This window comes from Pseudomonas sp. 4CAES_32.4 (assembly GCF_058136335.1).
In genome coordinates this window covers 5,003,211-5,016,798 of the sequence record NZ_CM176882.1, presented here as the reverse complement: position 1 = coordinate 5,016,798, position 13,588 = coordinate 5,003,211, and the positions used below count along the sequence as shown (strand labels likewise).

The 13,588-nt window shown below is 59.6% G+C and carries 15 protein-coding genes; 5 read left to right on the top strand and 10 right to left on the bottom strand.

The features are described 5' to 3' along the window. Positions 1–789, bottom strand: a complete 789-nt coding sequence (locus tag AC3Y64_RS22520) for a helix-turn-helix transcriptional regulator (RefSeq protein ID WP_489985302.1) — start codon at positions 787–789, stop codon at positions 1–3. Positions 790–952: 163 nt separating this feature from the next. Beyond that, the gene (locus AC3Y64_RS22515; protein WP_489985301.1) at positions 953–1,423 is read right to left on the bottom strand and encodes a DUF4234 domain-containing protein; all 471 of its coding nucleotides are present in this window, start codon (positions 1,421–1,423) and stop codon (positions 953–955) included. A 215-nt stretch (positions 1,424–1,638) separates the two neighbouring features. On the opposite strand from AC3Y64_RS22515, the gene AC3Y64_RS22510 reads away from it, so the two are divergent. From AC3Y64_RS22510 to AC3Y64_RS22500, 3 genes are read left to right on the top strand one after another with little or no spacing between them, the layout of a single operon-like run. Further along, positions 1,639–2,073, top strand: a complete 435-nt coding sequence (locus tag AC3Y64_RS22510) for an NUDIX hydrolase (RefSeq protein ID WP_489985300.1) — start codon at positions 1,639–1,641, stop codon at positions 2,071–2,073. A gap of 23 nt (positions 2,074–2,096) precedes the next feature. After that, a complete protein-coding gene (locus tag AC3Y64_RS22505) occupies positions 2,097–2,735 on the top strand; it encodes a LysE family translocator (protein WP_489985299.1) in 639 nt (212 codons plus the stop codon). A gap of 2 nt (positions 2,736–2,737) precedes the next feature. Further along, the gene (locus AC3Y64_RS22500) at positions 2,738–3,244 is read left to right on the top strand and encodes a GNAT family N-acetyltransferase (RefSeq protein ID WP_489985298.1); all 507 of its coding nucleotides are present in this window, start codon (positions 2,738–2,740) and stop codon (positions 3,242–3,244) included. Positions 3,245–3,327: 83 nt separating this feature from the next. Here the strand turns inward: AC3Y64_RS22500 and metR are convergent, their stop codons facing one another. Next, a complete protein-coding gene (gene metR, locus AC3Y64_RS22495; RefSeq protein ID WP_158961018.1) occupies positions 3,328–4,245 on the bottom strand; it encodes a transcriptional regulator MetR in 918 nt (305 codons plus the stop codon). 204 nt (positions 4,246–4,449) lie between these two features. On the opposite strand from metR, the gene AC3Y64_RS22490 reads away from it, so the two are divergent. Beyond that, positions 4,450–5,484 (top strand): alpha/beta fold hydrolase, encoded by a 1,035-nt coding sequence (locus AC3Y64_RS22490; protein WP_489988023.1) that lies wholly within the window; start codon positions 4,450–4,452, stop codon positions 5,482–5,484. A 177-nt stretch (positions 5,485–5,661) separates the two neighbouring features. Beyond that, a complete protein-coding gene (locus tag AC3Y64_RS22485) occupies positions 5,662–6,330 on the top strand; it encodes a DsbA family oxidoreductase (protein WP_489985297.1) in 669 nt (222 codons plus the stop codon). Positions 6,331–6,454: 124 nt separating this feature from the next. Here AC3Y64_RS22485 and AC3Y64_RS22480 read toward each other — a convergent pair whose 3' ends face one another. The 7 genes from AC3Y64_RS22480 to AC3Y64_RS22450 form a co-directional block, all read right to left on the bottom strand. Beyond that, on the bottom strand, positions 6,455–6,784 hold the full coding sequence (locus AC3Y64_RS22480; protein WP_489988022.1) for a GlpM family protein: 330 nt from the start codon (positions 6,782–6,784) through the stop codon (positions 6,455–6,457). A 20-nt stretch (positions 6,785–6,804) separates the two neighbouring features. Further along, positions 6,805–8,133 carry a two-component response regulator AauR gene (gene aauR, locus AC3Y64_RS22475; RefSeq protein WP_489985296.1) on the bottom strand — a complete coding sequence of 443 codons (1,329 nt, stop codon included), beginning with the start codon at positions 8,131–8,133 and terminating at the stop codon, positions 6,805–6,807. Then, complete coding sequence (gene aauS, locus AC3Y64_RS22470; RefSeq protein ID WP_489985295.1) at positions 8,130–10,031, bottom strand: two-component sensor histidine kinase AauS; 1,902 nt, start codon at positions 10,029–10,031, stop codon at positions 8,130–8,132. The genes aauR and aauS overlap by 4 nt, the downstream gene beginning before the upstream one ends. 144 nt (positions 10,032–10,175) lie before the next feature. Further along, positions 10,176–10,910 (bottom strand): amino acid ABC transporter ATP-binding protein, encoded by a 735-nt coding sequence (locus AC3Y64_RS22465; protein ID WP_007963947.1) that lies wholly within the window; start codon positions 10,908–10,910, stop codon positions 10,176–10,178. Continuing rightward, complete coding sequence (locus AC3Y64_RS22460) at positions 10,907–11,578, bottom strand: amino acid ABC transporter permease (protein ID WP_007963949.1); 672 nt, start codon at positions 11,576–11,578, stop codon at positions 10,907–10,909. The genes AC3Y64_RS22465 and AC3Y64_RS22460 overlap by 4 nt, the downstream gene beginning before the upstream one ends. Then, positions 11,578–12,324 carry an amino acid ABC transporter permease gene (locus tag AC3Y64_RS22455; protein ID WP_008079435.1) on the bottom strand — a complete coding sequence of 249 codons (747 nt, stop codon included), beginning with the start codon at positions 12,322–12,324 and terminating at the stop codon, positions 11,578–11,580. Before AC3Y64_RS22455 ends, AC3Y64_RS22460 begins: the two co-directional genes overlap by 1 nt. 193 nt (positions 12,325–12,517) lie before the next feature. Further along, positions 12,518–13,444: a glutamate/aspartate ABC transporter substrate-binding protein gene (locus AC3Y64_RS22450; RefSeq protein WP_158961030.1), complete on the bottom strand. Its 927-nt coding sequence runs from the start codon at positions 13,442–13,444 to the stop codon at positions 12,518–12,520. Positions 13,445–13,588: the final 144 nt, after the last annotated feature.

Here is a 13,588-nt window from a genome sequence, read left to right as displayed (position 1 = left end):
TCAGGCGTTTTGCGCCTGAAGAAAGATCGAAAACAACTCGGACTGGGATTTGATCCCCAGCTTGCTGTACATGTGTTTCTTATGGACTTTCACGGTTTCTACGGAGATTTCCAGCTTACGGGCGATTTCTTTACTGGAGCAACCGCTGAGCATCAAACGCCCGACATCCAGCTCCCGCGCGGTCAGTTGCGCGCCTTTTATTTGTTGCACCGAGCTTTCCAGTTGCAGGCGCCAGTCGACAGTGGCCGGTGCCGCGGTTTCGCTGGTTTCATGGGACAGACGCTGACGCAATAACGCCAGCATCCACGGTTGAATCAACGACAACAAGGCAATCTGTACGCTGCTGAAACGCTGTTTGCTGCCCAGTGACAGGCACAGCGTGCGATCGCCTTCGAGCTGACAATTGAACTGGATTTCGTCGGCCACGACATTCAGACGAAAGTATCGCTGGTAATACTCGGTCAGCTCGAAATGCTCCGGCGCGACCTCCCACAGACGAAACAGTCCCGAACGCGATTGTTCGCGGCTGGCGATGTAGAACGGGTCGAGCAGGTAAAGGCCGCGCAGATAATCCTCGAACAGTGGATCGGGAAGGCCTTCTGCACCGGGGCTGGCGGCGAAGACCTGGGGATGTTGATCAGCGCTGAACAGCAACGCCACCCAGCTATCGAACGGCATGTATTGATCGAGCAAGTGCACCAGTTGCGCCCAGAAATTGGGCTTGTCCAGCGCCTCGATCAACTGCCCGACGGCGCGATGCCAAGTGATGTCGTCGAAGGAAAGTGTCATCGGTGTCCCTTTGGGTGCCCGGGCGGATGCTGTTGCGCATACTGGCCCACAGAGCGCTGGCGGGCAAACCTGTCTCCTGGGCCGACGCCTTCGCGAGCAGCCTCGCTGCCACTTCGAGATGCATTCCCCTGGCTAGCGAACCGGTGACGTGGGCCGGCCTTTTTTATGCCGTTACCGAACCCATTGGCGTTTGCCGTTTTTGGTCATCTTTGTGTTTGGCCCTGGCCATGTCGTTGATGCAGTAATTGATGTGATAGAAGCCGAACAGGACTGAATACAGCCGGTTCATTCGCAGCTCGAAGCCGTACTCGGTCAGCGTGTAGGCGCGCAGGGCTCTGCGTACACGAAAGCACCAGGCAATCGCGATGAGCTGGGCAATGAGCGTCAACGCATACCCCGCGATGATGAATGTCAGATCAGAAATGGTGAAAAGGATCCCGCCGATACCGCAGCACGCGAGATAGACGACCAGACAAGTCTGGCTCAGCGTCTTGATGCGGGTTATTTCCTCCACCAGCGCCGCCGTTTTGTACAGCCAGACAATCGGATAGAGCCCCATGGTAATCAGGGTCAGCAGAATGAGATGAAACGTCTTGATGTTGTTCTTTTCCTTGAGTGTCGAGATCTCGGACATGCAGCGTTTTCCCTCTAAGGCGAAGTAGGCGAATAGCCGTTTGGGCAGCTGTGGATACGCTACCAAACTCGCGAGTGGGAAATTTCCGAGCCTGCGGGCAGACTTGTCGTCAGAATCCGGAAGATCACGGTGTCGCCAATGTAGTGTTCTTCTGATGACGCGAGCCCCGCCAACATGGGATCCTGACGGCTTTTCGCCAAGGCCATTTTTGCCCCATGACACTGACATCCGCCGCTTCGCCACGCCTCATCCGCATTGCCGCTGCTCTGCTGCTTAATGCCAATGGCCAGACCCTGTTGGTGCGCAAGCGCGGCACCAGCGCATTCATGCAACCGGGCGGCAAGATCGAAGCGCATGAGCTGCCGGTGCATGCCCTGGCCCGTGAGCTGGAAGAAGAGTTGGGTCTGCAGATTGATCCGGCACAGGCCACTTTCCTTGGCCAGTTCAGTGCGCCAGCCGCCAACGAACCGGGATTTATCGTACAGGCCGATATCTTTCAACTGACCATCCATGCCGAAGGTTCCCCGGCGGCGGAAATCGAAGAAGTGCTGTGGATCGATCCGGCCACTGATGGCGATGTCGTTCTGGCGCCATTGACACGGGATGTGATCCTGCCGTTTTATCGAGCCTCGCTGACCGCAATCGCCTGATCATCCCTGTAAAGGACGTTGCCATGATCCCGCTTCCCGAGTTGCTGATTTTTGCTGCCGCCGCGCTGCTGATGGTGCTGACACCGGGGCCGAACATGATCTATCTGATCTCGCGTTCGATCTGTCAGGGACGCAAGGCCGGGGTGACGTCGTTGCTCGGTGTGGTCGCGGGGTTCTTTGTGCACATGTTCGCAGCGGCCGCCGGTTTGACGGCAGTGTTCCTCGCGGTGCCGATGGCTTATGAAGTGTTGAAGTGGGCCGGTGCGCTGTACCTGCTGTGGCTTGCCTGGCAAGCGGTGAAACCCGGTGCGCGTTCACCGTTCGAGGCCCAGCAGTTGCCGCCGGATTCGTCGCGCAAACTGATCACCATGGGGTTTCTCACCAGTGCGTTGAACCCGAAGATTGCGGTGTTCTATCTCTCGGTGTTTCCGCAATTCATCTCGCCTGAACACGGTTCCGTATTCACCCAAAGCATCATCCTCGGGCTGACGCAGATCAGCGTCAGCTTCACCGTCAATCTGTTGATCGCGTTGTTCGCCGCAGGGATAGCGTCCTGGTTCGTGCGCAATCCGACATGGCTGGCGATGCAGCGTTACTTCATGGGATTTGTGCTGGCCGGGCTGGCGGTGCGGCTGATGCTTGAGCAGCGCAGGACGGCTTGAACATGTGGATTGAACGGCTGGACGCCAGTCATGCCCTGGCTTATCGAGAGCTGATGCTTGAAGCCTATGATCGCCATCCGCAGGCGTTCACCTCCAGCGTGCGCGAGCGTGCGGTGATGCCGTTGAGCTGGTGGGAAGGGCGCCTGACCAGCAAGCTGGATGTGGTGCTTGGTGCATTCGAGTCCGGGCAATTGGCCGGGATCGTCGGCCTGGCCTTCGAGCCGCGGGAGAAGGCGCGACACAAAGTCACGCTGTTCGGCATGTACGTTTCAGCGGATTTTCGCCAGCACGGTCTGGGTTATGAACTGGTGCAAGCGGCGCTGGCCGAAGCGCAGAACCATTCGGCGCTGAAGCTGATCCAGTTGACCGTTACGGCTGGCAACGATGCCGCGTTCAAGCTCTACGAGCGCTGCGGCTTTATCCAGTTCGGTCTGGAACCGCTGGCGGTGCGGGTTGGCGAAGATTACTTCGACAAGATTCATATGTGGCGGCAGCTGACACCGGCTTAAAGATCAAAAGATCGCAGCCTTCGGCAGCTCCTACAGGGTTTGTGTAGGAGCTGCCGAAGGCTGCGATCTTTTGATTTTGGTTTTTAGCGAACGGCGCTAACCCCATCCAGTGTCGAAAACGAAGTGTCTTTGGCGGTCAGCAAAAAGTCGCGCATATACGGCGCATCCAGCATGTCCGCGCGGATCCCCGCGTACAGCGTGGCAAACAAGCCTTTCTCACCCAGCCGCTTGGCCTTCACGTAACCGCGCGAGCTGTACTCATGCAGCGCCCAATGTGGCATGCCGCATACGCCTCGGCCGCTGGCGACCAGTTGCATCATCATCACCGTCAGTTCGGAAGTGCGCACCTGCGCCGGCTCGATGTCGGCCGGTTCAAGGAAACGGGTGAAGATGTCGAGGCGGTCGCGTTCCACCGGATAGGTGATCAGCGTTTCTGTGAGCAAATCTTCCGGCACGATGTACGGCTTGCTCGCCAGCGCATGCTGATTGGCCACCGCGAGCATCGCTTCATAGGTGAACAGCGGCACATAGGTGATGCCGGCAATTTCCAGCGGATCGGAGGTCACCACCAGATCCAGATCACCCCGCGCCAGAGCCGGCAGTGGTGCAAAGGAAAAGCCCGAAGCCAGGTCCAGTTCGACTTCCGGCCAGGCATCGCGGAACTGGTCGATGGTCGGCATCAGCCATTGAAAACAACTGTGACACTCGATCGCCATGTGCAAGCGGCCGGCGGTGCCACCGGCGAGGCGGCTGATGTCGCGTTCAGCCGCACGTAGCAGCGGCAGGGTCGCATCGGCCAGTTGCAACAGGCGCAGACCGGCGCTGGTGAAACGCACCGGTTTTGTCTTGCGCACGAACAAGGGCATGCCCATGCGCTCTTCCAGTTCCTTGAACTGGTGGGACAGCGCCGACTGCGTCAGATGCAGGCGATCGGCCGCATCGACGAGGCTGTCGGCCTCGCGCAGGGCATGCAGGGTTTTCAAATGGCGGATCTCAAGCACCGACGGCTCCATGAACAAAATTTGCTAATTCAGCGTTGGTGGTGAGTTTGTCTCATGTTGGCGGAGCTGTCGACAGGGTGTGTTTCCGTCAGCGCAATGACCGCTCGGCACTCTTCATCAAACTGTCACGCAACTGTGGCAGCGCGCTTGAACAAACTTCATCAGACTCGCGCTCTACTGGGGTTCTGCGTTTCGGTGTTTTTCATGCACAAGGTGTTTCTATCAATCGCGGCCATGTTGGCCGCGCTTTTGTTCGGTACGTCGTCGATGGCGGCCGCGCGTTGCGATGTCAACGTGCCAACCGAGCACGTCGATCTGCAACAAGTCAGCATCGCTTATCAGAGCATCGGTCGCGCGTCGGACCCGGCATTGCTGTTGGTGATGGGGCTCGGTGGGCAGTTGATTCACTGGCCGGATGAGGTGGTGGTCGCGCTGTGTCAGCAGGGTTTTCGGGTGATCCGTTATGACAACCGCGATGTCGGGCTGTCGACCTGGCGTCAGACGCCGATTGAAGCCAACCTGACCTTTGAAGTGCTGCGCTACAAACTCGGTCTGCCGGTGTCGGCGCCGTACAGCCTGACCGACATGGCCGACGATGCGCTGGGGCTGATGGACGCGCTTCACGTCGAGCAATTCCACGTATTGGGCGCGAGCATGGGCGGCATGATCGCCCAGCACATGGCGGCGATGGCACCGCAGCGGGTTGAAAGCCTGACGCTGATCATGACCACGTCGGGCGCCGAAGGCTTGCCGGCACCGAGTGCGGCGCTGGTGCAATTGCTGTCGCGTCGCGGCGCTCCGAATCGTCAGGTAGCGCTGGAGCAGCAGGCTGATTTGCTCGCGGCATTAGGCAGCCCGGCGGTGACCGATGATCGACAGGCCTTGCTGCAACAGGCGGCGGCGTCCTATGACCGCGCGTTCAATCCCGAAGGCGTGAAGCGGCAGATCATGGCGATCCTCGCCGAACCGAGCCGAGTGGCATTGCTCAACCAGTTACGCGTGCCGACGCTGGTTGTGCACGGCACCGCTGATCCGTTGTTGCCGGTGATGCACGGCGTGCATCTGGCGGCGCATATTCGTGGCAGTCAATTGCGCCTGATTCCGGGCCTGGCCCATCGGTTTCAAGAGGCGTTCAAGGAACCGTTGCTGGCGGCGGTGTTGCCGTATCTGCAGGCGCATCGTGAGGACACGTCGCATTGGGCGCAGCTTGAGCCGGTGGTGGGTGGGAAGCTGCTGTAACCATCAGGTGTGTGTCGCCCCTGCAGGCCCTATCGCTGGCAAGCCAGCTCCCACAGGTTCAGTGTGATCCTTGTGGGAGCTGGCTTGCCAGCGATGGGGCCATGACGGTCACCGTAAATTGCGGGGCAGGTGTATCGTGCAAACTTTCCCGCACGATTTCCCCCCGCGAGGTGTGTGATGAGTTCCGCTTTGAAAATCGACTTTGTCAGCGACGTCTCCTGCCCTTGGTGCGTCGTCGGTCTGTATGGCTTGCTTGAAGCGTTGCAGATCCTGCGCAACGAAGTGCAGGCCGAGATCCGTTTTCAGCCGTTCGAGCTGAATCCGAAAATGGGCGCCGAAGGGCAGAACATCGCCGAGCACATTCAAGAAAAGTACGGCTCGACGCCGGAGCAATCGCAGAAAAATCGCGAGGCCATTCGCGCCCGTGGTGCTGAGCTTGGTTTTGCTTTTCGCACCGACAGCAACAGCCGCATCTACAACACCTTCGACGCCCACCGCTTGTTGCATTGGGCCGAACTTGAAGGGTTGCAGCTGCCGTTGAAGGAGGCGTTGTTGAAGGCGTATTTCAGCGATGGCGGCAATCCGTCTGACCGTGGGCAGTTGTTGCAGATTGCTGAAAGTGTCGGGCTGGATCGCCAGCGTGCCGAGGCGATTCTGGCGTCGGACGAGTTTGCCGATGAGGTGCGCGAGGAGGAGCAGCTGTGGTTGCAGCGCGGGGTGAGTTCAGTGCCGACGGTGGTGTTTAACGGTCAGTACGCGGTGACGGGCGGACAACCGGTAGAAACATTTGTCGGCGCAATCCGCCAGATCATGGCCGAGTCAAAGGGCGGCACCGTCAACGGCTAAACACATTCCCATGTAGGAGCTGCCGCAGGCTCGGGCCGCGATCGGACGATCTTTGGATCTTTTTAAGGGATAGATCAAAAGATCGTCCGATCGCGGCCCGAGCCTTCGGCAGCTCCTACAAGGGTTAGCTGTGCAGGCGCACCCAAACGGTCACCAGCACGGTGGCGGCCATCAACCACGCCACCGCCGCGACGGCCAGCGAAGCCTCCAGCCGCATCCGGTCCACCATCACATACAACGTCGCCAGATAAACAAAATACGGAATGATCGACCACATCCCGAACACGATCGTGGTCTTTAGATCATCAATCGAGCGTCCCTTGCCGACGATGTAATGCGCGATCAGCGCAAAGGTCGGAAACAGCGGGACCAGTCCGGCGATGTAATAGTTTTTGGTTTTCGACAGCGCCGCGAGGATTACCACCACCGCCGCGCCCAACAGGGCTTTGAAAATCAGATCCACATCGTTCTCGCTTAATGGCTGAGGCCGTACTTTTTTACTTTGTCGAACAGCGTGGTTTTGGCCATGCCCAGCTCAAGGCTGGCCTGAGTCAGGTTGCCGCCGCTGCGTTGCAAGGCATCGCTGAGCAGGTTGCGTTCGAAGGCTTCCACCGCTTCGGCGAAGGCCAGGCCTTGGCCGCCACCGCTGGCGCCGGACTTCTTGAACGCCGGCAAGCCGAGGGCAAAGCGTTCGGCGACGTTGCGCAGTTCGCGCACGTTGCCCGGCCAGTCGTGGCTCATCAGGTTCGACAAGGTCTGGTTGTCCAGCTCCGGCAGTGCGCGATCAAAGCGCAGCGCCGATTGCTGGGTGAAGTGTTCGAACAGTTGCAGGATGTCTTCGCGCCGCTCGCGCAGGGGCGGCAATTCCAGCGTCACCACGTTGAGGCGGTAGTACAAGTCGCTGCGGAATTCCCCGGCCTTGCTCGACTCGTCGAGGTCGGACTTGGTCGCCGCAATCACCCGGCAATCCACCGCCACGCTCTGGTTCGAGCCGAGGCGTTCGAGGGTGCGTTCCTGCAACACCCGCAGCAGTTTGATCTGCAACGGCAGCGGCATGCTTTCGACTTCGTCGAGGAACAGCGTGCCGCCATCGGCGTGTTCGATCTTGCCGATCCGCCGTTTGCCGGCGCCGGTGAACGCGTTGGCCTCGTGGCCGAAGATTTCGCTTTCGAAAAGGTTTTCCGGCAGGCCGCCGCAGTTCAGCGCGACGAACTGTTTGCTGTGGCGACGACTGAAATCGTGCAGGCAACGGGCAACGAGTTCTTTGCCGGTGCCGGTCTCGCCTTCGATCAACACGTTGGCCGATGTGTCGGCAATGTTGGCGATCAGTTCACGCAGGTTTTGCATCGCCGGTGAGCGACCGATGATCCGCCCCTCAAGGGAGTCACGTTCAGCCAATTGCCGACGCAGCGACGACACTTCGCGGGCGAGGCTGCGTTGCTCCAGCGCACGTCGTGCAACATCCACCAGACGCTCCGGCGAAAACGGTTTCTCCATGAAGTCGTAGGCGCCTTTCTGCATCGCGCCGACGGCCATGGAAATGTCGCCGTGGCCGGTGATCAGTACCACCGGCAGGCTCCGGTCGCGTTGCTTGAGGCGCGTCAGCAGTTCCAGGCCATCGATGCCCGGCAGGCGTATGTCGCTGATGACGATGCCGGCAAAGTTTTCGCCGACCTTCTCCAGCGCTTCCTCGGCACTGCCGACGCCGACGCAGGGAATGTCTTCGAGGGTCAGCGCCTGTTGGCAGCCGAGCAGCACATGGGGGTCGTCTTCGACGATCAGTACACTGAGTTCGGGGTTCATATTGGCTCGGCAGGTGTAGGGCTTACCAACGGTAAACTGAGGACGAAGGTGGTGCCGCCGCTGGCCGGGTGTTCGACACCCAGATGCCCGCCGGTGGCGGCGGCGAGGCTGGCGGAAAGCGTCAGGCCCAAGCCCAGGCCTTGTTCGCCGGGCTTGGTGGTGAAGAACGGTTCGAACAGGTGCTTGCGCGCTTCGGCGTCAATGCCGTGGCCGTTGTCGCGTACGCGCAGGCGATATTTGCCATTGAATTCTTCGCCCTCCAGCCACAGCTCGGGCAACGGTTGCGCCTGCATGGCGTCGAGGGCATTGCCGATCAGGTTGACCAGAATCTGTTCGAGACGGGTCTGGTCGATCTGCACTTGCACGTCGATGAACTGTCGATGCACGTTCAGCGCCGAGGCTTCGACCCGGGCACCGAGCACTTGCAGCGCGGCATCGACCGCTTTGCCGAGGCTGGCCTGACCCTGATTGTCGCCGCGCCGGGCAAACGAGCGCAGGCTGGCGGTGATGCGGCCCATGCGGTCGATCAGGTCGTTGATGGTGTTCAGGTTGGTGCTGGCGACATCGAGCTGGCCGCGCTCGAGAAAACGCACGGTGTTGCCGGAGAGCGTGCGCATCGCGGCCAACGGCTGGTTCAATTCGTGGGCGATGCTGGTCGACATCTGGCCGATGGCCGCGAGTTTACCGGCCTGCACCAGTTCGTCCTGGGCGCGGCGTAACGTTTCTTCAGCCTGACGCCGTTCGCGGATCTGACTCTTCAATCGTTCGTTGCTGGCGCGCAGGTCGCTGGTGCGTTCGGTAATCCGACGCTCCAGTTGATTGTTGGCTTCCTGCAGGGCTTCGCGGGCGGCGAGGCGGGTGGCGATGACCTTGCGCCGTTCGTTCCAGGCGATCAGCAGGAAGGCGACCAGGGCAAACGCTACGGCGACCAGAATGCCTTGGTTGATCGCTTCGCGGCGCAGATCCTGAAGGGGCGTCAGCAGGGTGAAATTCCACGGCGTATCACTCAGCGGCCGGGTCTGCGCCAGATAGCTGATGTCATCTTCGCCGGACTGCACTTCACTGTTGGCCGGGAAAGTGAGTTTCTCCACGCCTTCGGACAGGGTTTCGCGAGCCAGCGGTTGCAGTTCGTTGAGCGGGAACCAGTAATACTGCAGGCTGCGGGCGAGTTTTTCCTTGGTGGCTTCACTCAGGGGAATGACCGCTTTCAAACGCCGGGCCGGATCGCTGGACAGAATGATGATGCCGTTTTCATCGCTGACGAAGGCTTCCAGGCGTGCGCGCTGCCAGCGTTCTTCCATGGCTTCCAGACGCACTTTGACCACGGCGACGCCGATGATCTTGCCGTGTTCTTCGAGGCCGTGGGCGAGGTAATAACCGGGCTCGCCGTTGGTGCTGCCGATACCGTAGAAGCGCCCGGGTTCGCCGCGTACGGCTTTCTGGAAATAGGCGCGGAAGGACAGGTCTTCACCGAGGTAACTGTCGACATCGCGCCAGTTGCTGGTGGCCATGACGCGGCCGGTGGTGTCCATGACATAGATGGCCCGACTGCGGCTGCGCCGGTTCAGGCCTTCGAGGTAAGCGTTGACCGTTTCCCGGTATTCCGGGGTCGGCTCGGCCAGCAGCTGCGAGACACTGGTTTCGAGTTCCAGCAGGCTGGGCAGGTAGGTGTATTTGCTGATCTCGCTTTCGACCGCGCGGGCGTGCAGTTCCAGCTGACGCTGGCCGTTCTCGCCGAGGCTGCGGATGCCGAAATGTTCACTGGTCCAGAAGCCGATAAAACCCAGGCCGATCATCAGGGCGATGATCAGTGGCGGCAGGAACAAATGACGAATCAGACGGGGCTTCACGGCAAGTGATGGCGGCGCGGCGCGATAGAGATTGGGGTCGCATTTCATCACAGATGCCTTGGGTCAACCACCACAACAGACTTCACCAATCCCCTGTAGGAGCTGCCGCAGGCTGCGATCTTTTGATCTTTAAAAACAAAGTCAAGAGATCGCAGCCTGCGGCAGCTCCTACAGGGGGAGGCGGTGTTGCTTTTAGTGCTGCAGGATTTTCTCGAGGAAGTGCTGCGCGCGTTCGGAGCGGGCGCTGATGTCGCCGAAGAATTCCTCTTTCGGGCAGTCTTCGATGATCTTGCCGGCGTCCATGAAGATCACCCGATCGGCCACTTTGCGGGCGAAGCCCATTTCGTGGGTCACGCACATCATGGTCATGCCTTCGTGGGCCAGTTGCACCATCACGTCGAGCACTTCGTTAACCATTTCCGGGTCGAGCGCCGAGGTCGGTTCGTCGAACAGCATGACGATCGGGTCCATCGCCAGCGCGCGGGCAATCGCCACACGCTGTTGCTGGCCACCGGACAGTTGCCCTGGATGCTTGTGGGCGTGGGCCGACAGACCGACGCGTTCGAGCAGTTGCAGACCTTTCTTGGTCGCCTCTTCCTTGCTGCGGCCCAACACTTTGATCTGCGCGATGGTCAGGTTTTCGGTGATGGTCAGGTGCGGGAACAGTTCGAAATGCTGGAACACCATGCCCACGCGCGAACGCAGTTTCGGCAGGTTGGTCTTCGAGTCGGCGATCGAAGTGCCGTCGACGACGATGTCGCCTTTCTGGAACGGCTCCAGTGCGTTGACGCATTTGATCAGGGTCGATTTGCCCGAACCCGACGGGCCGCAGACCACGATCACTTCACCTTTTTTGACCTCGGTGCTGCAATCAGTCAGCACCTGGAAGTCCCCATACCACTTGTTGATGTTCTTGATAGAGATCATACGGCGAACCTTTTTTGCAGACGCTTGACCAGCAGCGAGGCGGAAAAGCTGATGATGAAGTAGACGACACCGGCGAAGATCAGGAACTCGTTGGAACGGCCAATGATGTCGCCGCTGGAGCGGGCGGAGTTGAGGAAGTCCACCAGGCCCACGGTGTAAACCAGCGAGGTGTCCTGGAACAGGATGATCGACTGTTGCAGCAGCAACGGCGTCATTTTGCGGAACGCCTGGGGCAGGATGATCAGACGCATGGTCTGGCCATAGGTCATGCCCATCGCTTGCGCGGCAGCCATCTGACCTTTGGGGATCGACTGCACACCGGCCCGGACGATTTCGCAGAAGTACGCGGCTTCGAACATCATGAAGGCCACGACGCAGGAGGTGAACGCACCGATTGGCGTGTCTTCACCGGTGATCCAGCGCAGCACGAACGGCACCGCCAGATAGAACCAGGTGATCACCAGCAGCAGCGGGATCGAACGGAAGTAGTTCACATAGGCGCCGGCCACGCGCGACAGCAGTTTGCTCGACGACAGGCGCATCAGCGCCAGGATCGTCCCGAGCACGATGCCGCCGATCACGCCCATGACCATCAACTGCAAGGTCATGACCATGCCGTTCCACAGGCCCGGAATGGCGGGGATGATGCCGCTGAAATCGAAGTCCATTATTTACCCCCCACGGAGATCAGGCCGGGCACCGCGACTTTCTTCTCGACCATGCGCATCAGCAACATCAGGCTCATGTTCAGGGTGAAGTAGATCAGCGTGGCCAGGGTGAAGGCTTCAAACAGGTTGGCCGAGAACTCGGCGGTCTGTTTGGTTTGCGCCAGCAATTCCATCAGGCCGATCAAGGACGCCACGGAGGAGTTCTTGAAGACGTTGAGGAATTCCGAGGTGAGCGGCGGAATGATGATCCGGTAGGCCTGGGGCAGCAGCACGTTCCAGTAGATCTGCGGCAGCTTGAAGCCCATGGCGCGGGCGGCGGCTTCCTGGCCACGGGGCAGCGCCTGAATGCCGGTACGCACTTGTTCGCAGACACGGGCAGCGGTGAACAGGCCCAGGCACACGACAACGCTCAGGTAAGCCGAGGTGGTCGGGTTGAGATCCTGTTTGTACCAATCCTGCAGGTTCTGCGGCAGCAGGTCGGGCACCAGGAAGTACCAGATGAACAGCTGAACCAGCAGCGGCACGTTGCGAAACAGTTCCACGTAGCAGGTCGCGATGCCCGATACGATGCGGTTTGGCACCGTGCGCATGACCCCCAGAATGGAGCCCAGCAGCAAGGCGATGATCCATGCCACGATGGCAATGGCAATGGTCCAGCCCAAACCGGTGACGTACCAGTCGAGATAAGTCTCGCTGCCGACGCCGGTGGACTTGAAGAACACGCCCCAGTCCCAGTTGTAATTCATTAGGGTCTCCCCTCGAAATCGATCGATGTACAAGCACCCGCTTGGGGAAAGTCCTTTCCCGCCCGACGTTGAACGCCGGGCACACGCGATCGGCTCGGAAACCGCCAGGTCGAGTGTTCCACAGTACAGCCAGCAGGTAGTAACAGACGCCTGAGGGAGGGTGGCTCCCTCAGGAGATAAGGTTAGTCAGGAATCAGATTTTTACGTCAGGCGCCGGCTTGTCGCTCGGGGTGGCGATCAGACCTTTTACCTTGTCGCTCATCGGGAAGTTGAGGTTCAGGCCTTTTGGTGGGATCGGGCTCTCGAACCATTTGCTGTAGATCTTGTTGATCTCGCCAGACTTGTACAGGCCCACGATGGCGTCATCGACAGCTTTCTTGAAGGCCGGGTCGTCTTTACGAACCATGCATGCGTAGGCTTCGAACGACTGCGGCGTACCGGTGATGATCCAGTCAGCCGGCTTCTTGGCCTTGGCTTCTTCGCCGGCCAGCAAAGCGTCGTCCATCATGAAGGCAACGGCGCGGCCGCTTTCCAGCATGTTGAAGGATTCGCCGTGGTCTTTGGCGGAGATGATGTTCATGCCCATCTGCTTGTCGGCGTTCATCGCTTTGATGATGCGCTCGGACGTGGTGCCTGCGGTGGTCACGACGTTTTTGCCTTTCAGGTCGGCGAAGTCAGCGTAGGACGGCTTGCCTTCCTTGTCTTTCTTGACCAGCAGACGGGTGCCGATTTCGAAGATGTTGACGGTGAAGTCGACTTGCTGGGCGCGCTCGGCGTTGTTGGTGGTCGAGCCGCACTCGATATCCGCGGTGCCGTTCTGGATCAGCGGGATACGGGTTTGCGAGGTCACCAGGTTGTATTTGACCTGCAGATCGGGCTTGTTCAGGTCTTTTTTCAGGGCTTCAACGATAGCCACTTGAATGTCGTGGGAGTAGCCCACTGGTTTGCCGGAAGCATCGGCAATGTAGGAAAACGGAATGGAGCTGTCGCGGTGAGCGAGCGTGATGGTGCCCGAATCGTTGATTTTTTTCAGGGTGCCGGTGAGTTCGGCGGCGAAAACTGGCGTGCTGATCAGAGCGGCAGCAATGGCTGCGCCCAGGATATGGGGAACGATGCGCATCAAATTTTCCTCGACATTGTTTTTTTTATGGAGCCAGTTCGTCGGCCCTTTTGTGCTTCGAATGCCTGACGGCTCCTGAAGTGTTGGCACAACAGGCATTCGTCGAGAGAGTGTAGAGCATGAGTCGTGCCAGACCAGTGGCTG

Bases quoted from the DNA above. Each gene is read 5' to 3' on its own strand.
- AC3Y64_RS22520 (WP_489985302.1), bottom strand. From the start codon at position 789: ATGACACTTTCCTTCGACGACATCACTTGGCATCGCGCCGTCGGGCAG.
- AC3Y64_RS22515 (WP_489985301.1), bottom strand. From the start codon at position 1,423: ATGTCCGAGATCTCGACACTCAAGGAAAAGAACAACATCAAGACGTTT.
- AC3Y64_RS22510 (WP_489985300.1), top strand. From the start codon at position 1,639: ATGACACTGACATCCGCCGCTTCGCCACGCCTCATCCGCATTGCCGCT.
- AC3Y64_RS22505 (WP_489985299.1), top strand. From the start codon at position 2,097: ATGATCCCGCTTCCCGAGTTGCTGATTTTTGCTGCCGCCGCGCTGCTG.
- AC3Y64_RS22500 (WP_489985298.1), top strand. From the start codon at position 2,738: ATGTGGATTGAACGGCTGGACGCCAGTCATGCCCTGGCTTATCGAGAG.
- AC3Y64_RS22490 (WP_489988023.1), top strand. From the start codon at position 4,450: ATGCACAAGGTGTTTCTATCAATCGCGGCCATGTTGGCCGCGCTTTTG.
- AC3Y64_RS22485 (WP_489985297.1), top strand. From the start codon at position 5,662: ATGAGTTCCGCTTTGAAAATCGACTTTGTCAGCGACGTCTCCTGCCCT.
- aauR (WP_489985296.1), bottom strand. From the start codon at position 8,133: ATGAACCCCGAACTCAGTGTACTGATCGTCGAAGACGACCCCCATGTG.
- aauS (WP_489985295.1), bottom strand. From the start codon at position 10,031: ATGAAATGCGACCCCAATCTCTATCGCGCCGCGCCGCCATCACTTGCC.
- AC3Y64_RS22465 (WP_007963947.1), bottom strand. From the start codon at position 10,910: ATGATCTCTATCAAGAACATCAACAAGTGGTATGGGGACTTCCAGGTG.
- AC3Y64_RS22460 (WP_007963949.1), bottom strand. From the start codon at position 11,578: ATGGACTTCGATTTCAGCGGCATCATCCCCGCCATTCCGGGCCTGTGG.
- AC3Y64_RS22455 (WP_008079435.1), bottom strand. From the start codon at position 12,324: ATGAATTACAACTGGGACTGGGGCGTGTTCTTCAAGTCCACCGGCGTC.
- AC3Y64_RS22450 (WP_158961030.1), bottom strand. From the start codon at position 13,444: ATGCGCATCGTTCCCCATATCCTGGGCGCAGCCATTGCTGCCGCTCTG.